This window comes from Rhodococcus sp. SMB37, from assembly GCF_004345605.1.
In the GTDB taxonomy this organism is placed as follows: Bacteria; Actinomycetota; Actinomycetes; order Mycobacteriales; family Mycobacteriaceae; genus Rhodococcus.
Window position 1 is genome coordinate 113,330 of the sequence record NZ_SLVY01000013.1, and the last position, 18,598, is coordinate 131,927.

Genomic DNA, 18,598 nt, shown 5'->3' on the forward strand with positions numbered 1-18,598 from the left:
ATATTCAACTGCCTACGCAAGTAGCATGGCACAATCTAGTTGAGTTCGCAACTACTTTTCCGCGGACGGATTCATTCGGGCTGCAGAACGGTGCGTGCTGCGCCGGAGGCTGTGCCTTCCACGTAAGGGCCCGAGTTGTCCGTGCCGGGGGCTGTACGTTCGGCGACCGGGTCGATCTCCGTGCCGGCCCTCGCTCCGCGATACAGAACCGCGACGGTGATCCACCCGATCACCGCAACGAACACGACGCTCACCGCCCGGTAGACGAACACTGCGGCGAGGGCTTGCGATGCGCTCAGTCCTGCCGCGGTGAGCGTTGCGATCAACGTGCCGTCGACGAACCCGAGACCCGCGGGTGCCAGCGGAACACTGCCGACCGCCTTCGCTGCGGTGAACGCGATGATCAGGCCTGCCAACGAGGGTGTGCCGCCGACCGCCCAGCACGCGAATCCGAGACAGATCATGTCGAACACGCGATTCAGACCCGACCAGGCGGACGCGGCCAGTATGTCCCGTCGACGAAGCTGCACCGCTTCGAGCTGGGACAGGGCGCGTTCGAACACGGCGACCCCGGCGTCGGCCGGCCTCTTTGCCAGCCGGTTGAACCGCTCCAGATTCCATGTGACGAAGGTCTTGACCGACGACGGATTCTGCGCGACATATCGCAGGCCGAGAAGTAGTGCACCGGCCGCCGCGATCGACAGCAGCAAGGTGACGGGACTGATCGACGAGCCGACGGCGAATGCGCCCACGACCCCCAGCGCAGCGAGTGCGGCGGTGGAGGTGACCCCCGACACCGCGAGCTGCCAGGACGCGACCACCGGGGTCGCGCCCCAGCGGCGTGTCTGTCGGTAGGTGAAAGCGGTCGAGAAGACGAGACCTGCGGGGAGTGTCACTGCCATCGCAGTACTTCCATAGACCACTGAGGTCGACCGAGGCAGACTCACCTGAACTCCGCCCGCACGCAGCACCTTGCGGAGGAGTCCTGCGAACGCGCTCAGCGACAGGAGTTGCGCGACCACCGCAGCCGCGACCCAGCCCCAGTGCATCTCCGTCAGAGCTCGCCACGATTCGCTCATCGAGGGCCACAGGTAGATCCCCTCGACGACGAGGAGTGCGATCAGCGCAACCGCAAATACCCACTTGATCCACCGAAAGCGACCCCGTCGCGGTGTAGCGTCGGGGCCATGTCGGTCTTCATGCGGCTGCGCCACTCGGCCAGCGTATCGAACGCCGTCGACACGGCCGTATGGTTACCCGGTGGTAGACGCCGGTTCGGGAGACCGAGCAGGCCACGCCAGCTGCGTCATGCGCCCGCGCCCACGCAGCTGGACCTCGTCGCCCAGCTCCCAGTGGCCGCGCTCCTCGTCGTCCGCGAAATACAGAGCACTCGACGATGCGAGCACGCGGCTGGGTCGCAGTTTCGCGAGTTCGGTCAGTCGGGATGCCTCGTTCACCGGGTCGCCGATCACCGTGTATTCGAAGCGCTCCGCGGCACCGATGTTCCCGGCCACCGCCAGGCCTGCAGAGACCCCGATGCCGATGTCCAGCCCGGTGATCTCGTCGAGCGCGAATCGCAGCTCGCGCGCCGCAGCCAACGCGGCGGTAGGGGCGTCGGGGCGGTCCAGCGGTGCACCGAAGATCACCAGTGCGGCGTCACCCATGAACTTGTTCACGAACCCGTGGTGCTTGTCGACGACGTCGACGACCACCCGGAAGAACTCGTTGAGCAACTCCACGACCTCGTTCGGGGGTCGTTCGGCCGCGGTGGCGGTCGAGCCCACCATGTCGACGAACAACACGGCGACGTAGCGCGTCTCGCCACCGAGCTCGGTGCCGTACTGCAGGGCCCGGCGCGCGACGTCCTCGCCGACATGCTGACCGAACAGTTCCCGTAACCGCCGCCGCTCGTCCGACTCCGACATCATCCGGTTGAAGCCCACCTGCAGCCGCCCGATCTCACTGCCGTCGAACACCTCGACCTGGACCCCGGACGCGCCGCGCTGGACACGTTCGATGGCCCAGCGCAGCTGCTTGATGGGGTCGGAGATCTGCGACGACGTCAGCAAGGACAGGACGAGCGCGAGCCCGATCGACATCACGGCCAATGCCAGCACCGACCATGCGAGCGCGTCGGAGCCGAATTCGTTGTCGGTGGTCAGCTGCGTGACGCACAGCAGCACGATCCCGGCGACCGGCATCAAGGTGCCCAGACCCCACGTCATCGCCAGACGGGTACCGACACCGGGCGCCATGGTCCGATCGAAACGGCCTTCGCTCAGAGCGCGTGCCGCCACCGGCCGCAGGATGCGTTCGCCGAGCATGTAGGTGAAACCGAACGTGCTCGTCGCGGCCATCGCGACGGTGATCGCGACGGTCACCGCGAGCGACGGCATCTCTTCTGCTGTGAGGAACACGAACAACACCCCGCCGAGCAACCACAGCGCGAGGTGCACGATCGCCTGCCGCAGAGGTGCGTGCAGGGCAGCCATCTGCTCCGACCGCGTCGGCGGGCCGCCGCGCAATTGCCACCGCACCACGGACCGCAGCATCAACGCCGCCGCGCTCAGGCTCACGACTCCGGCGAACCCCAGGTAGACGGCGAAGACGGCGAAATTGCGGACCCGGTCCGCGATGATGTTCTCCGACTCCTCGATCGGCAGGCCGTACCGGACGAACGCGAACACCAGCATGGCGCCGAACAGATTCGAGGCACCCATCGAGACCATGTAGAGAGGCCAGCGACTTCGCAAAGTCGCCGCGACTGCTCGATATGACCTCAACACGACTTCAAATCAAACCACTGTGCGGACGGTCACATGACCCTGTGGTCGCACTTGGGGGTGACCGAGTGGTTGGATTCACCGAAAAAGCGACGACGAAGACTGCAACGACGAAAGCGAGGAGCGCGGAGATGGTGGACTCCATACCCGGGCTCTCGCGGACAGCAGACCCGGACGCTCCGCTGTGGCGCGCCGCGCAGGTCTTCCGGTTGGTCACCGTCGTCTACGCGGTCAGCTCACATTTCTCGACCGTCCCGTACTACACCGACAGGACGTTGAGCTGGTTCCTCATCGGCGTCCTCGTGGCGTGGTCGCTGACCTCGGCGCTGCTCCTCTCTCGCGGGCCGCGGGGACGCCCGGTGGTGGTTGCCGTCGACCAGATCACGGCGATCGCACTCATGGCGTCGACCCGGCTGATCTCCGATCACGACTGGTACAGCCACCACCAGACGATGCCGACCACACTGTGGGTCGCGAATGCTGTCATCTCGGCCGCGCTGTTCGCCGGCCCGCTCGCCGGAATCGCCTCGGCGATCGTGATGGCTGCGGTCAGCGCGGTGGTGCGCGACCAGGTCAACCTCGACCTGTGGGCCGACGCGACCGCGCCCGTTCTCGTTGCCTGCGGTGTCGCGATGGGATTCGCGATGAGGACGGCCCGGGCCGCGCACCGTCAGCTCGAGGAAGCAGTGCGGATCGCGGCGGCCACGGAGGAACGCGACAGGCTCGCCCGGCAGGTCCACGACGGTGTCCTGCAGGTGCTCGCGCTCGTGCAGCGTCGTGCCGACGAGGACTCAGGACGCGGTATCGACCGGGCCGAACTCGCACGGCTGGCCGGTGAACAGGAGGAAGCTTTGCGTCGCCTGATCTCCGAACAGGACACCGAGGTCGATCGAGGAGGACAACACGTCGACCTGACCGCGATGCTGCGCATGCGGGTCGACGGCGATGTCACCGTCGCGGCGCCCGCGGACCCCATCGTGATGGACCGGCCGCGCGCAGGTGAACTCGTGGCGCTCGCAACCACCGCCCTCGACAACGTCGAGCACCATGCCGGGCGCGACGCCAAGGCGTTCGTGCTGCTCGAGGACCTCGGGGACGAGATAATCCTCTCCATTCGTGACGACGGCGTCGGCATCGAATCAGGACGCCTGGCCGAAGCATCTGCGCAGGGGCGTCTCGGCGTGTCGAAATCGATCGTCGGCCGGGCCCGGTGGCTCGGCGGCGTGGCGGAAGTCGAGACCGCGCCAGGGGAAGGCACCGAGTGGGAGATACGTGTCCCCAAGGAGGAACCGCATGGCTGAGATCACCGTGATGGTGGTCGACGACCATCCCATCTGGCGCACCGCAGTGTCCCGCGACCTCACGGATTCCGGCTTCCGTGTAGTGGCAGAGGCCGACAGCGTGAGGACGGCCCGAGCACGGGCCGTGGTCGAACCCGCCGTGGTGCTCATGGACATGTCGTTGTCCGACGGCAGCGGGACGGATGCGACCCGCGCCGTGCTCGACGTGTCGCCGCGGTCGCGGGTGCTGGTGTTGTCGGCGTCGTCCGAACGCGCCGATGTGCTCGGCGCGGTGAAGGCAGGGGCGTCCGGGTATCTGGTGAAGAGCGCGTCGGCCGCGGAACTCGTCGAAGCCGTCGTCAAGACCGCAGCAGGGCAGGCCGTATTCACGCCCGGCCTGGCGGGGCTCGTGCTCGGCGAGTACCGGAAGCTGTCGGTTTCGAAGGTGCGTCAGTCGTCGGCACCGACCCTCACCGACCGCGAAACCGAAGTCCTGCGACTCGTCGCGAAGGGGATGTCGGCGAAACAGATCGCGTCGCGCCTGGTGCTGAGCCACCGCACCGTCGAGAACCATGTGCAGGCGACGCTGCGCAAACTTCAGCTGGCCAATCGGGTGGAACTGACCAGATACGCGATCGAACAGGGCCTGGACTGACGTTCTGGGTCATCTCGGGTTCTGAACACTGCATCGTGCGCGGACGACTCTAAAGTGGTCGGCATGGACCCGAAAGATCTGAGAGTTTCGGACGCGGAACGTGAACACGTGGGTGAACTGCTGCAGCGCGCAGTCGGCCAGGGCATGCTGTCGCTCGGTGAATTCACCGAACGAATGGACACTGTGCTCGCCGCGAAGACCCGCGGAGACCTGAACCAGGTGCTCGTCGACCTGCCCGGAATTCAGATGCGCCCGGAGTTCCAGCAGCAGCAGCCGCAGTCTCCGCCCGCGCGGGCATACGAGCCGCACGTCGCGACGGCCACTCCGCCGATGTATCCGGCGGGCACCGGGACCGTGCTCAAGGGCCGGATGTCGACGATCGCGCGCAAGGGCCGCTGGGAGGTACCGCCGGTGTTGCAGGTCGACACTGTGGCGTCGTCGGTGTCGCTCGACTTCACCGAGGCGGTGATGCAGACGCAGGTCGTGCGGATCGAGGTCAGCGACTACCTCAGCTCGATCAGCATCGTGGTGCCGATGGAGGCGACCGCCGACATCAACGGCCTCGAAGCCATCGCCTCGTCCGCCACCTCGAAGGTGGGTACGGGCGCCCCGTACGGCCCGTTGCATCTGGTGGTGACGGGCAAGATGCGCGCCGGGAGCCTGACAGTCGCGCACCCGATGGGTGCGCGACTGCGCAAGTTCCTCCGGGGAACCTGACCGCGCTGAGAACGCCCCTTCTTACGGACGGCGCTGCCGGGCGATCAGCTCGCTGACGCTGATCGTCTGCGCGTCGTCATCGTCGCCGCGGTGGCGCCGGCCCTGGGTGTCCGGCCCGCGTGAATCCCGGCTCGGAGGTGGCCGACGGTGGTCACCGCGCTGAGGCAGCTCCGGTCTGTCCTCGGGGCCGTCCGCGACAGGATAGTTGGGGTCGTGCCCCTCGGATTGCTGTGGTGCATCGGGATTTCGGCCGGAAGCCGACGGTGCCCGCCGCATCTGCGAAAGCCAGCTCTCGATGGCCTGCGGATCACGACCCCCCGGTCGAGGAGCCTGAGGTTGAGGAGCCTGAGGTCGAGGAGCATCCCCCTGCCCAGGGCCGGGACGTCCTGCGCCCGTCTGAGGGCTTTCGCCGGTGTTGGTCGTCGGAGCCTGAGGACGCACGTCCGTGCGCGGCAGCGGCGGAGGTACCGATCCGCGCTGTCGACGCGGCAGCGGCGGCATCGCCGCGGTCGGCGGCTGTTCGCGCGGGGTCTGGGCCTGCTGTGCAGGACCCTGCTGGGGCGACTGTGCCGGACCCTGCTGGGGCGGTGGAACCGGCTGCGGCGGGCCCGCCGCCCCGCGGCGGGGGAGCGCACCGCTCGCGTTGCCGGGCGCCGGCATTCCGCGGGTAGGCAGCGGAGGCTGTGCCGGACCCTGTTGGGGTGGAACGGGTGGTTGGCCCGGCCGCCCCCGACGTATCGGTGCGGAAACCTGGTCGCCGCGGCGAGGCGGAAGTCCAGCGCCGCCGCGCGGTGCCGGTCCACCCGGCTGACTCGGTTGACGAGGTGCGGGCGGACGCCCCTGCGACCGCCGCGGAGGCGGAAGATCGCGTGTCCGTCGCTGCTCGGAGGCCGGGCGCGGTGCAGCGATCGTGGGCATCGGCTGCGTCATCATGTCGTTCGCACCGTCGGCATCGCCGAACGCGCCCTTCGGGAACCGGTGCGATCCCGTTGCCGTGATCGTCGACGGTCCGAACATGCCGACGGTGATGAGCTCGGGGACGTCCTCGGGCATGAGCTCGTCGGCGAGGATGGGCTCGGCGAGACCTGCCTTCGCCTGTATCCGCTTCATCCATGCGGGCGCCCACCAGCAATCGTCTCCGAGCAGTTTCATCACGGCCGGGACGAGGAACATGCGGATCACGGTCGCGTCGATGATCAGCGCCGCGATCATGCCGTACGAGATGTACTTCATCATCACGAGCTCGGAGAACGCGAACGCTCCGGTGACGACGATGAGGATCAGCGCTGCGGCGGTGATGATACGCCCGGTGTGGGAAGTGCCGATACGGATGGATTCGGTGGTGCTCGCTCCCTGCGATCTGGCCTCGACCATGCGTGAGAGCAGGAACACCTCGTAGTCGGTCGACAGGCCGTAGATGATCGCGATGATGAGTACGAGCACCGGCGACATGATGGGACCGGGCGTGAAGTTCAGCAGGCTCGCGCCATGTCCGTCGATGAATATCCACGTGAGGATACCGAGGGTCGAACCGAGCCCGAGCGCACTCATCAACGCGGCCTTGATCGGTAGTACCAGCGATCCGAATGCCAGGAACATCAGCAGGGTCGTGAGTGCCACGACGAACACGACCATCAGTGGCAACGTGTCGAGCAGCGCCGCGATCGAGTCCTGCTCGATCGCCGGCGTGCCACCCACATAGACCTCGACACCGTCGGGCCACGACGCGGAATGCAGGTAGTCGATCGTGTCGGCGGTCATGTTGCGATCGACGAGACCGGCCTTGAGGACGCGGACACCGTCCTTCGCGGGACCTTCGATGGAGAATTTCTCGACCAGCCCGGGTGCAGCACTACCGGTCTCGATGATCTTGTTGAGGTCGCCACCCTCGGCGCCCTGGACAACGAGCTTGACAGGCTCGGTCCGCTGGCCGGGGAACAGTTCGTCGAACTGCGCTTGCGCGGCGCGGGTCGCGTGATCCGGCGGAAGGTAGGTCTCGTTGATGCCGCCGAACTTGATGCCGGTAAGCGGAGTGATGAGAAGCAGCAGACCGATGACCGTCGGGATGGTCACCTTCATCGGGTTGAGCATCACCCAGCGGGTCAGGCGGCCGAGGAAGCTGTTCTCGATCTGCTCGTTCGACTGGATCTGGCCGAACTTCTTCATGCCGAACTTGTCGATGCGCTTACCGAGGATCGCGAGGATTGCGGGAAGCACCGTCACCGACGTCAGCGCAGCCAGCGACACGGTCGCGATCGCACCGTAGGCCACCGACTTGAGGAACCCCTGCGGGAACAGCAAGAGACCGCCGAGGCTGGTGATCACCATGGTCGCCGAGAACACGACGGTGCGCCCGGACGTGATCACGGTGCGGCGCACCGCGGCGGCCGTTTCGTAGCCTTCGGCAAGTTCTTCTCGGAACCGCGACACCATGAACAGGCCGTAGTCGATCGCCAGACCGAGCCCGATCAGCGACACCACGGGGGCGACGAATGAGTTGACCTCGGTGAAGTTGGTGATCAGACGGACGATGCCGTTGGCGGCGACGACCGTCAGGCCACCGGTGATCAAGGGGAGTGCCGCGGCGATGACACCACCGAACACGAAGAACAACAGGACGCCGACCGCGGGGATCGCGAGGATCTCCATGCGCTTGATGTCGTTGGCCATCGTGTCGTTGAGCGCGTTGGTGACCGGCTGGAGGCCTGCGAGCTGGACGTCGACACCGTCGATGTAGAACACGTCTTTCACATCGCGGAAGTTGTTCGCGATCTCGGTGTCGTTGTCGCCGGCGATCGCGATCGACGCGACACCATGCTGCTTGGTTTCGTCGGCGAGAGCGGGTAGCGCCGGGGCGGAGTCGGTGGGCCAATACGCGCCGTTGATCTTGAGGATCTTGTCCGAATGCTCGGCGAAGATCGTGTTCAGGCTGTCCACGACGGTCGCCGTGAACTCCGGGTCGTCGATCGTCGTGCCCTCGGGTGCGGTGTAGAGAACCAGGACGTCACCGTTGGTGTCGCGGCCGAACGTGCCATCGGCCAGCTTCGCGGCCGTGACGGACTCCGAGCCGGGGTCGTCCCAGCCGCTCTGACTGAGGTGGTCGTTCAGGCTCAGGCCGTACCCGGCGAGCCCGAGCAACGCCGCGACCATCACCGCAATGACGGTGAAGCGCGCGCGGACGACGAGCTCTCCCCAACGGTCGAACACGTAGATCTCCTATTCGGCGACGCTCTTGCGCCCCGCAAGAAGGGCTGAAAGCGGTCGGAACGGCTGCAGCCACGCACCCTCGTCGGGCAGCGTTTCGAGGCTGACTCGCGGCAGCGGCTCACGGAACACACCGGGGATGTCCTCGAGATCGACGAAGTCGAGGATCTCGGAGGTCACCGCCCAGCTTGCATGCTCGCGGAATCCGAGCACCTGCACTGCGACGCCGGCTGCGGCAAGTTCCTCGAGTGGTTCCCGGAACGCCTGCCCGTCCGCGGACGCAACCATCACACCGGCAAGGCCCTCGCTGCGCCGCAGCTCGATGTGCTCGAGCATATCGGAGTCGACGTCGCTGTCCTCGTCGATCTTGGGCTTGGCGAACACCGCGAAGCCCACGTTACGCAGAGCTTCCACCCAGGGGCGCACGACGTCGGCGCTGCCCGGTGCGATGTTCGTGAAGACCGTCGCTTCGGCCTCGAGGGGAGAGGTGCGGTGACGCGACAGGTCGGCCGTGCGGCCGAGGAGCCAACGGCCCAGCGCATCGAACCGCGGCCGGTATGCAGCAGTCGGGCGCCCACCGAGGATCGCGCCGAGGCCCATGTCGAGGTTCGGTGCGTCCCACACGAGCAGCACGCGCCCGGGTCGTTCGGTGCTCTCGATCAGGGCGGTGTCGGTCGCACCGGACACTTCTTCATGGACGCTCATGCTCCGATCTTCCCCCAGACCATCTCGGCGATGTGGCTGCCCACCTGGTGAGCTTTGTCCTCGAACTTGGTGACGGGACGTTCGTGACTCATGGGGGACTCCCACGTCACATCTGTGAGCTGGGGTTCGGCGTTACCGGCTTCCAGGATCCACTCCGCGTATTCGGCGTGGTCGGTCGCGACATGCAACACGCCGCCCAGCTTCAGCCGGCTCGCGATGAGTGCGAACGTCTTGGGTTGCAACAGCCGGCGTTTGTGGTGTCGTGCTTTCGGCCACGGGTCGGGGAAGAAGACCCGGACGCCGGTCAGTGATTCGGGCGCGACCATGTGCTCGAGGACCTCGACGGCGTCGCCGCGCAGGATCCGCAGATTGGACACGGGCGCGTCGGTCTCCGAGGTGCGTTCGATCCGCTGCAGAGTCTGCGCGATGCCCGGGCGGTAGACCTCGATGGCGATCAGGTTGATGTGCGGCTCGGCCTGCGCCATCGCGACAGCAGCGGTGCCGGTGCCGGAACCGATCTCGAGCACGAGAGGAGCCGAGCGGCCGAACCACGTGTCGGCGTCGAGCAGATCATCGCCGACATCGCGACCGAGTTCGGGCCAGCGGCGGTCCCATGCGTCCTGCTGCGGATCGGTGAGAGATCCGCGGCGAGAGCGGAAACTCGTCACCCGCGGGTACAGGCGGTTCCCCCTGGACGGCTGCTCGTCGAGCGTGTCGGTCGTGTCCTGATCGGAGTGGTTCACCCGACCATTGTCACGTATCGCCAGAGTGCGTGGCAGGAGTGACCGGTGTGACCACAGGGTTTTCTCAGGTTGCAGGCCTCGGAGACCACGCTCGGGGCGTGTCGGGGCGTGGTCTCTGACACAATTCCGTCGAAACGGCCGGGGGGCGTCATGACAGGGAAGTCGAGCGAGCAGTATTCGGAGGCGCCGTATTCAAGGGCGCAGCATTCGGAGATGAGGGCGTGGCGCCGGATCGCGGATGAGGTGGATCGGCTGGATCCGGACGCCGGCCGCATGCTGCACTCTGCGCTCGCCCGGCACAGCGCGCCGTTGCGGATCCAGGTCGCGGGACGTGCAGGTGTCGGGCGAGAACACGTGCAGCGTGCACTGACCCGGCTTTGCGGGCTGCCCGGTGCGTGGGAGCCCGTCGTGGTCGATGCCCCTGGGGTCCCCGATCCCGTTCTCGACGCCGACGTGATGGTCTACGTGCTGCCCGCCCGGCTCGATCCGACCTCGGTGCATCCCGCCGACCGGCGGTTCCTCGAAACGCTCGATTCCCGTCGCGTCGTGGTGGTGGTCACCGTCGACAGGGCAGTCCCCGGCCTCACGATGCCCGTGTTCGTGCAGGACGATCCGAATCTGGAGACAACGATCACCGACCGTGTCGCCGGTGCGTACTGCAGGCGGTTCGAGGATTTCGTGCGCACGGTCGCGGGGATCGCGGCGTCGCCGCAGGCACGGGACGTGATCGAGGCGGCGCTCGAGGACGTTGCCGCCTCCGGTCTTTCGGTGTCCGAGCCTCCTGTGTCCGAGCCTCCTGTGTCCGAGTGTCCACTGCGCGGGACGGCGGTCCGGTGAGCGACACCGACGACGTCTTGCGTCGCTGGAACCCGCGCGGCTGGGTACGGCTGCACCGATCGTCGGTCCCGGAACCCGGCGGGGCAGTGGTGAGGGTCGCGGGGGTGGCGGGGTCCGGCCGCACCACGCTCACGGCCGAACTCACAGAACTCGGCGACGTCGTATATATCGAGGACGGGGACGCTCCGGTGGTGCTCATGGTGCTCGATGCCTCGTCGGTTCTCGGTCGTACCGAACTGGCCGTACTCGACGCGGCGGCGCGCGGCGCGGCCGAGGTGGTGTTCGCGTTCACCGGCATCGATCGGTATCCGAGATGGCGGTCGATCAGCGACCGGGACATCGAACTTCTGCATCGGCATGCGCTATGGCTCACACGCGTCGTGGTGATCCCGGTGTCGGCCGTCGCTGCGGCCCGGGCACGTGAACTCGGTGGTGATGCCGGTCGGGTGCTCGCGCTCGAATCGGGGATCGTCGGCGTGCACGAGGCGCTCCTCGCCGCGGTGGCTGCATCCGCGCCGGGCCGCGCGATGCGCGCCGCGGTGGTCGCGCAGACCCGCAGCATGATCGTCGACGAGATCGCTGTGCTCGCGGCCGCCGACGACACCGCGGAGCTCCGGGCCGAGCGCGAACGTCTCGCGACGCGACCGGTCGGCGCCGAACCTCGTCCGGACTTCCATCGAGCCCGGGTGGAGCTGATGCAGGAGCTCGCTGTGCGAGTGCGGGAGGCGTCGGTGGTGTTGCGCGACGTACTGGACGAGGGCTCGGCCGATCCCGGCAGCGTGGAGATTCTGCTGACCGCACATTCGCAACGCCTCAGGGACGAGGTCGCGGCAGCCGTCGAGCGCAGGCTCGGGGCTGTGGCACAGCCGCCGAGTGCGGAACCGGCTCCCGTCCCCCAGGTGCCCGGTCGTCGCCTCGATGATCGCCTTGCGCTCCTGCTGGGGGCATCTGCCGGTGCGGGTCTCGGTCGCATGGCGGCCACCATGCTCGGTGCGATCCCGGTTGCGGTGTCGGTGCTGGTGACGGTCGTGTGTGGGGCGGTGGCCGCGTGGTGGCTCGTTCGTCTGCGCAGACAGCTGGCGCGTCGCGAGCTGATGCGGCGGTGGGTCGTCGACGAGTTGACCTCCCTTCGCGCGGACCTCGAGGCATGGGTCCGCACGATGGCGTTCGACGCCGAATCGAAGCTCGGCCACGACGCTGTCGCGCGGGAGCGCGCACGCGCCACCGATCTGCACGAGCGGGTGGCAGCGATCGACGAGCGGATCCGTCGACGCATCGGAGAACAGCGGGCCCGTATCGCGGCGTGTGAACGAGACCTGGCGAGGTTGAATCCGGTGGAACGTTGAATCCGGTGGAACCGATCGCGGATCCGGTGCGTCCAATCAGGTGAGGGAACGAACACCGCAGAACCGGATCTCAGGAGCAGGCATGGCGGACACATTCCTCGGGCCCGACGGGCTCGGTGACCAGCACCTCGGTGGCGTCGACGCGTTCGATCCTGCGAGCACCGCTGCATGGGCGGATTCGGTGGACGCGACGACCGACCTCGACGGTGACGGGTTCCGCGACACCGTCGCCTTCGACAACGGGTTCGGTGCGCTGGTCGTGGCCACCGACACCGATCTCGACGGTCTCACCGATCGGCTCACTGCTGTCGCCGACGACGGAGAATTCGGTGTATGGGAGTTCCACCGCGAGCTCGACGGAACACCTAGGTGGGACAGGATCGACGAAGGTACGATCGGAATAGACGAAAGTCATTCGACCGAGCACAAGTGAGGCGTATCGCCTGTACGAGTACGGAAGAGGGATGTATTCTGCGCGCCTCTGAATCGTTTCTGTGACATTTCCGACCGGCCCCGAGTGTTCCCGGCTGGTAGTCCAGCGTTAACCTCTATGAATAGGACATCCGGCGCCCGCGTCCTCCGTTCGGCCACGGACGAAGCGGGTGGTACCCCTGCCGAGAGGGGAAAAGCCCGGGTTCGCCGCTGTCACTGCATTACAGATGCAGGTCGGGGGAGGGATCCGGTTCCGGGCACACCCCAGGAGAGTTTGATGACCTCAGCGACCATTCCCGGTTTGAACGGTACCGACGACAAGCTCCCGACCCAGCATGCCGAGCTGCTTGCGTGGGTCCAGGAGGTTGCCGAGCTCACCCAGCCCGATCGCGTCGTGTGGGCCGACGGATCCGACGAGGAATGGGATCGGCTGACTGCTCAGCTCGTCGAAGCCGGCACCTTCACTCGCCTCAACGACGAGAAGAAGCCCAACTCGTTCCTCGCGAACTCCGACCCGTCGGATGTCGCGCGTGTCGAGTCCCGCACATACATCTGCAGCGAGAACGAGATCGACGCGGGCCCGACCAACAACTGGATGGCGCCCGACGAGATGCGCGCCACGATGACCGAGCTGTACCGCGGCAGCATGCGCGGACGCACTCTCTACGTCGTGCCGTTTTGCATGGGTCCGCTCGGCGCCGCCGACCCCAAGCTGGGTGTCGAGCTCACCGACTCGGAGTACGTCGTCGTCTCCATGCGCATCATGACCCGCATGGGTGCCGCTGCACTCGAGAAGATGGGCGTCGACCGCCCGTTCGTCAAAGCCCTGCACTCGGTGGGTGCGCCTCTCGAGGCGGGCCAGCAGGACGTGGTGTGGCCGTGCAACGACACGAAGTACATCACCCACTTCCCCGAATCCCGCGAGATCTGGAGCTACGGTTCCGGCTACGGCGGCAACGCACTGCTCGGCAAGAAGTGCTACTCGCTGCGTATCGCGTCGGCGATGGCCCACGACGAGGGCTGGCTCGCCGAGCACATGCTGATCCTGAAGCTGATCTCGCCCGAGAACAAGCCGTACTACATCGCTGCGGCCTTCCCGTCGGCGTGTGGCAAGACCAACCTTGCGATGATCCAGCCGACCATCCCCGGCTGGCGCGCCGAGACCCTCGGCGACGACATCGCATGGATGCGTTTCGGTGACGACGGCCGCCTCTACGCCGTCAACCCGGAGTTCGGTTTCTTCGGTGTCGCGCCCGGCACCAGCGCTGATTCGAACCCGAACGCGATGCACACCATCGAGGCCGGCAACACGATCTACACCAACGTTGCGAAGACCGACGACGGCGACGTCTGGTGGGAGGGCATCGGAGGCGAGGTTCCCGCCCACCTGACCGACTGGCTCGGCAACGACTGGACCCCGGAGTCCGATACCAAGGCCGCACACCCGAACTCGCGCTACTGCACCCCGATGTCGCAGTGCCCGATCCTCGCCCCCGAGTGGGACGATCCGCAGGGTGTGCCGATCTCGGCGATCCTGTTCGGTGGCCGCCGCAAGACGACGGTTCCGCTCGTCAGCGAGTCGTTCGACTGGCAGCACGGCACCTTCCTCGGCTCGACTCTGTCGTCCGAGCAGACCGCCGCTGCCGAGGGCAAGGTCGGTAACGTTCGCCGCGACCCGATGGCGATGCTGCCGTTCCTCGGCTACAACGCAGGCGACTACCTGAACCACTGGATCAACCTCGGCAAGAGCGCCGACGAAACCAAGCTGCCGAAGATCTTCTACGTCAACTGGTTCCGTCGCGGCGAGGACGGCCGCTTCCTGTGGCCCGGTTTCGGCGAGAACTCTCGCGTGCTGAAGTGGATCGTCGATCGCATCGAGCACAAGGCCGACGCCCAGTCCACGGCCATCGGTTACGTGCCGACCGCAGCCGACCTGACCCTCGACGGACTCGATGTCGACGCTGCCGACGTCGACGAGGCCCTGAAGGTCGACGTCGACGAGTGGAAGGCCGAGATCGACGGCATCGCCGAATGGTTCGAGTTCCTCGGTGAGAAGGTGCCCTCGGGCATCCGCGACGAGTTCGAGGCCCTGAAGCAGCGCCTCGGCTGAGGCCGCCCACCGCTTGTAGCCGAATGCCCCGTGCAGTGATCTGCACGGGGCATTCGGCGTCTGTGGAGATCAGTGCCCGCAGAGATCAGGGGACCTACGCGTTCTGTGTCGCCACCCACTCGTCGAGCCGACGCTTCGCCTCCTCCGGCGGGACATCCTCGACGCGCGTCATGACGGCCCAGCGGTGCCCGAACGGGTCCAGGAGGGACGCGAAGCGGTCGCCCGTCACGAACGTCGACGGTTCCTCGAACACCTGCGCACCCAGCGACACGGCGCGAGCGAATGTGGCGTCGACATCCGCGCAGTACAGCACGTACGAATGGTTGACGGTGTTCGTACCGTCTGGGGCGTGCAGCCCCATCGACGGGTGCGGGTCGCTCAGCTGCATGCGGCCGTGCCCGAAGTCGAGTTCGGCGTGCATCACGGCTCCGTCGGGGCCGTCCTGGCGGTCGACGAGCTTCGCGCCGAACGCATCGGTGTAGAACTCGATCGCTTTCCCCCCGCCGTCGACGACGAGGAACGGCGTCAATGCGGTGTAGCCGTCGGGAATGGGATTCACGGAATTCGTCATGCTCCCCAGTGTTGGACCTGAGGGTCGCACCTGTATTGAAGGAACCCGACATGGTGCGTCGTGGACAACATGATGCAATAGGTATATCGCACACCACAGCCGGTCCCTGGTGGCCGGGAGAGGATCAGCTATGAGCGGGATCTACAACAATGTCACCGAGCTCGTCGGTCGTACCCCGATCGTCAAGCTCAACCGGCTGACCGAGGGCCTCGGCGCAACCGTCGCTGCCAAGCTCGAGTTCTACAACCCGGCCAACAGCGTCAAGGACCGAATCGGCGTAGCGATCATCGACGCCGCCGAGAAGTCCGGCGCACTGAAGCCCGGTGGCACGATCGTCGAGGGCACCTCCGGCAACACCGGTATCGCGCTCGCCATGGTCGGCGCAGCTCGCGGCTACAAGGTGATCCTCACGATGCCGGAAACGATGTCGACCGAGCGTCGTGTCATGCTCCGCGCCTACGGCGCCGAGATCGTCCTCACTCCGGGTTCCGAGGGCATGGCCGGTGCGGTCGCGAAGGCCAAGGAAATCGTCGAGTCGACCGAGAATGCGGTGTCGGCGAGCCAGTTCGCGAACCCCGCCAACCCGCAGATCCACCAGGACACCACCGGCGAAGAGGTCTGGAACGACACCGCCGGCGAGATCGACATCTTCGTCGCGGGTATCGGCACGGGTGGCACGCTCACCGGTGTCGGCCGCAACCTCAAGGCCCGCAAGCCCGGTGTGCAGATCATCGGTGTCGAGCCTGCCGATTCGCCGATCCTCACGGGCGGCAACCCCGGCCCGCACAAGATCCAGGGCCTCGGCGCCAACTTCGTTCCCGAGGTACTCGACCGGGAGATCTACGACGAGATCATCGATGTCCAGTTCGACGACGCCGTCAAGACGGGTCGCGCTCTCGGCACCGACGAAGGCATCCTCGGCGGCGTGTCTGCCGGCGCGAACGTGTGGGCTGCGCTCGAGGTCGCCAAGCGCCCCGAGAACGCGGGCAAGCTGATCGTCGTGGTCGTGCCCGACTTCGGCGAGCGCTACATCTCGACGCCGCTGTTCGAGCACATCCGGGACTGATCGTCGCTGTGAGCATTCTTCGTACTCTCCGCGAGGACCTGCAGGCTGCGCGCGGCAACGACCCCGCTGCGCGCAGCAATGTGGAGAACGCGGTCGTGTACTCCGGTCTGCACGCGATCTGGTCGCACCGCGTCGCACACCGGATGTGGGCGGTGCCCGCATTGAAGGGACCGGCGCGGATCCTTTCGCAGTTCACCCGGTTCCTCACCGGAATCGAGATCCATCCCGGTGCGACGATCGGCCGGCGTTTCTTCATCGACCACGGCATGGGCGTGGTCATCGGTGAAACAGCGGAGGTCGGAGACGACGTCATGCTGTACCACGGTGTGACGCTCGGCGGCCGGTCGCTCGCGAAGGAGAAGCGGCACCCGACGCTCGGCGATCGCGTCACCGTCGGTGCGGGAGCAAAGGTTCTCGGACCTGTCGTGATCGGCGCCGACAGCGCAATCGGCGCCAACGCGGTCGTCACACACGACGTGCCGGCCGACTCGATCGCCACGGGTATCCCCGCGACGGTCCGGTCGCGGAAGAAGCATGAGCCGCTGGTGGATCCGACCACCTACATCGATCCGGCGATGTACATCTGATACGGCCGCCGAAGATGATCGAGCGGGAGGTTGTGTGCGGATTCCCGTAATGCGGTGCACACAACCTCCCGCTCGACGGGCCGGATGAGGGCCGAACAGGGGGCTGGGCGATCAGCCTTGGTAACCGGGTGGGTACAGCACCGACTTCGTCTCGCAGAATGCTTCGAGCCCCTCGGGCCCGTTCTCCCGGCCGATGCCGGAATTCTTGAAGCCGCCGAACGGTGATCCCGGATCGAACGCGTACCAGTTGATTCCGTAGGTGCCCGTGCGGACCCGCGAGGCGACGTCGAGGCCCTTCTCCACATCGGTGGTGTACACCGACCCGGCCAGGCCGTAGTCGGAATCGTTTGCGATCTTGATGGCGTCGTCGACGCTGTCGTACGGCAGTATCGACAGCACCGGCCCGAAGATCTCTTCGCGGGCGATGGTCATCGAGTTGTCTACGTCGGCGAAGACCGTGGGTTCGACGAAGTAGCCCGTGTCGAGACCAGCGGGGCGGCCACCACCCAGTACGAGGCGTGCACCCTCTTCGAGGCCCTTCTTGATGTAATCCTCGACGCGGTCGCGCTGCTTCGCGGAGATCAGGGGGCCGAGCTGGGCGGCCTCGTCCGACGGCAGGCCGACGGGGAAGAAGGCGGCGGTGGCGACGATCTTCTCGACTACCTCGTCGTACCGTGAACGCGGCGCGAGGATGCGGGTCTGGCCGACGCAGGCCTGCCCGGTGTTCATCAGACCGGACATGACGAGCATCGCGATGGTGGAGTCGAGATCGGCGTCCTCGAGGATGATCGCGGCGGACTTGCCGCCGAGTTCGAGCGAGCAGCGCTTGAGGTTGCGTGCGGCGATCTCGCCGATGTGCTTGCCGACTGCAGTGGAGCCCGTGAAGGTGATCTTGTCGAGGTCCGGGTGTGAGACGAGGTGTTCTCCGGTCTCGGCGCCACCGGGCACCACCGACAGCACACCTTCGGGGAGGCCGGCCTCGGCGAAGATCTCGGCGATCACGTTGACAGCCAGCGGGGACTCGGGTGCGGGCTTGAGGACCACGGTGCAACCGGCGAGCAGTGCGGGGCCGAGTTTGTTGGCGCACAGGAACAGCGGCACATTCCACGCGATGACCGCGCCGACCACTCCGACGGGTTCACGGGTCACTCGCGTCCGCCCGAACGAGCCGTTGCGTTCGTCGACCCAGGGGAATGAATCAGCCAGTCCTGCATAAAAATTCAGTGTCGCCAACGACGGAGTCATCTGCATCATCTGCACGGACGCGGCGGGCTGCCCCATCTCGGACGAGACGATCTCGGCGATCTCGGCGCCGCGCTCCTCGATGATCTTCGCGGCTTTGCCGATGACCTCTGCGCGCTCGGCCGGCGACATACGCGGCCACGGTCCGTCGTCGAACGCGGTGCGTGCTGCGGCTACCGCTGCGTCGACGTCCTTCGGTCCGGCGACGGGCACCGAACCGACCCGTTCCTCCGTGGCCGGGGAGAACACCTCGAGCCTCTCGTCGGTCGACGGCGCCGTCCACGTGCCGCCGATGAACAGCTTGTCGTAATCCGTCATTG

Annotated in this window: 16 protein-coding genes; 9 read left to right on the forward strand and 7 right to left on the reverse strand. The window is 66.6% G+C overall.

Going from position 1 to position 18,598, the window contains the following annotated elements:
• Window positions 1-71 precede the first annotated feature (71 nt).
• The gene (locus tag EV641_RS20200) at window positions 72-1,214 is read right to left on the reverse strand and encodes a YbhN family protein (RefSeq protein ID WP_054715210.1); all 1,143 of its coding nucleotides are present in this window, start codon (window positions 1,212-1,214) and stop codon (window positions 72-74) included.
• Window positions 1,215-1,253: 39 nt separating this feature from the next.
• The gene (locus tag EV641_RS20205) at window positions 1,254-2,729 is read right to left on the reverse strand and encodes an adenylate/guanylate cyclase domain-containing protein (protein ID WP_054715212.1); all 1,476 of its coding nucleotides are present in this window, start codon (window positions 2,727-2,729) and stop codon (window positions 1,254-1,256) included.
• A 185-nt stretch (window positions 2,730-2,914) separates the two neighbouring features.
• On the opposite strand from EV641_RS20205, the gene EV641_RS20210 reads away from it, so the two are divergent.
• The 3 genes from EV641_RS20210 to EV641_RS20220 all read left to right on the forward strand — a co-directional run bounded on the left by EV641_RS20210 (window position 2,915) and on the right by EV641_RS20220 (window position 5,435).
• Window positions 2,915-4,084: a DUF5931 domain-containing protein gene (locus EV641_RS20210; protein ID WP_054715214.1), complete on the forward strand. Its 1,170-nt coding sequence runs from the start codon at window positions 2,915-2,917 to the stop codon at window positions 4,082-4,084.
• Window positions 4,077-4,718 (forward strand): response regulator transcription factor, encoded by a 642-nt coding sequence (locus EV641_RS20215; RefSeq protein ID WP_054715221.1) that lies wholly within the window; start codon window positions 4,077-4,079, stop codon window positions 4,716-4,718. The genes EV641_RS20210 and EV641_RS20215 overlap by 8 nt, the downstream gene beginning before the upstream one ends.
• 63 nt (window positions 4,719-4,781) lie before the next feature.
• Window positions 4,782-5,435: a DUF1707 domain-containing protein gene (locus EV641_RS20220; protein WP_054715229.1), complete on the forward strand. Its 654-nt coding sequence runs from the start codon at window positions 4,782-4,784 to the stop codon at window positions 5,433-5,435.
• 21 nt (window positions 5,436-5,456) lie between these two features.
• On the opposite strand, the gene EV641_RS20225 is transcribed toward EV641_RS20220, so the two are convergent.
• The 3 genes from EV641_RS20225 to trmB are packed head-to-tail and all read right to left on the reverse strand — an operon-like array spanning window position 5,457 to window position 10,123.
• Window positions 5,457-8,642, reverse strand: coding sequence for an MMPL family transporter (locus EV641_RS20225; RefSeq protein WP_132474096.1), 3,186 nt, complete (start codon window positions 8,640-8,642; stop codon window positions 5,457-5,459).
• Between the two features lie 9 nt (window positions 8,643-8,651).
• A complete protein-coding gene (locus tag EV641_RS20230; RefSeq protein WP_054718760.1) occupies window positions 8,652-9,344 on the reverse strand; it encodes an NYN domain-containing protein in 693 nt (230 codons plus the stop codon).
• Window positions 9,341-10,123 carry a tRNA (guanosine(46)-N7)-methyltransferase TrmB gene (trmB, locus tag EV641_RS20235; RefSeq protein ID WP_199233336.1) on the reverse strand — a complete coding sequence of 261 codons (783 nt, stop codon included), beginning with the start codon at window positions 10,121-10,123 and terminating at the stop codon, window positions 9,341-9,343. Before trmB ends, EV641_RS20230 begins: the two co-directional genes overlap by 4 nt.
• A gap of 114 nt (window positions 10,124-10,237) precedes the next feature.
• Between trmB and EV641_RS20240 the strand changes: the two genes are divergently transcribed.
• The 4 genes from EV641_RS20240 (at window position 10,238) to EV641_RS20255 (ending at window position 14,812) form a co-directional block, all read left to right on the forward strand.
• Window positions 10,238-10,924 carry a hypothetical protein gene (locus tag EV641_RS20240; RefSeq protein WP_199233330.1) on the forward strand — a complete coding sequence of 229 codons (687 nt, stop codon included), beginning with the start codon at window positions 10,238-10,240 and terminating at the stop codon, window positions 10,922-10,924.
• On the forward strand, window positions 10,921-12,270 hold the full coding sequence (locus EV641_RS20245; protein ID WP_132474100.1) for a hypothetical protein: 1,350 nt from the start codon (window positions 10,921-10,923) through the stop codon (window positions 12,268-12,270). The genes EV641_RS20240 and EV641_RS20245 overlap by 4 nt, the downstream gene beginning before the upstream one ends.
• A gap of 82 nt (window positions 12,271-12,352) precedes the next feature.
• The gene (locus EV641_RS20250) at window positions 12,353-12,703 is read left to right on the forward strand and encodes a DUF6802 family protein (protein WP_054715945.1); all 351 of its coding nucleotides are present in this window, start codon (window positions 12,353-12,355) and stop codon (window positions 12,701-12,703) included.
• Window positions 12,704-12,979: 276 nt separating this feature from the next.
• On the forward strand, window positions 12,980-14,812 hold the full coding sequence (locus tag EV641_RS20255; protein WP_054715947.1) for a phosphoenolpyruvate carboxykinase (GTP): 1,833 nt from the start codon (window positions 12,980-12,982) through the stop codon (window positions 14,810-14,812).
• A 94-nt stretch (window positions 14,813-14,906) separates the two neighbouring features.
• On the opposite strand, the gene EV641_RS20260 is transcribed toward EV641_RS20255, so the two are convergent.
• On the reverse strand, window positions 14,907-15,383 hold the full coding sequence (locus EV641_RS20260) for a VOC family protein (RefSeq protein ID WP_054715950.1): 477 nt from the start codon (window positions 15,381-15,383) through the stop codon (window positions 14,907-14,909).
• Between the two features lie 130 nt (window positions 15,384-15,513).
• Between EV641_RS20260 and cysK the strand changes: the two genes are divergently transcribed.
• Together cysK and epsC are read left to right on the forward strand one after the other, a co-directional pair.
• Window positions 15,514-16,449: a cysteine synthase A gene (gene cysK / locus EV641_RS20265; RefSeq protein ID WP_054715953.1), complete on the forward strand. Its 936-nt coding sequence runs from the start codon at window positions 15,514-15,516 to the stop codon at window positions 16,447-16,449.
• Between the two features lie 8 nt (window positions 16,450-16,457).
• Window positions 16,458-17,036 carry a serine O-acetyltransferase EpsC gene (epsC, locus tag EV641_RS20270; protein ID WP_054715957.1) on the forward strand — a complete coding sequence of 193 codons (579 nt, stop codon included), beginning with the start codon at window positions 16,458-16,460 and terminating at the stop codon, window positions 17,034-17,036.
• Between the two features lie 111 nt (window positions 17,037-17,147).
• Here the strand turns inward: epsC and EV641_RS20275 are convergent, their stop codons facing one another.
• Complete coding sequence (locus tag EV641_RS20275; RefSeq protein ID WP_054715960.1) at window positions 17,148-18,596, reverse strand: aldehyde dehydrogenase; 1,449 nt, start codon at window positions 18,594-18,596, stop codon at window positions 17,148-17,150.
• Window positions 18,597-18,598 lie beyond the last annotated feature (2 nt).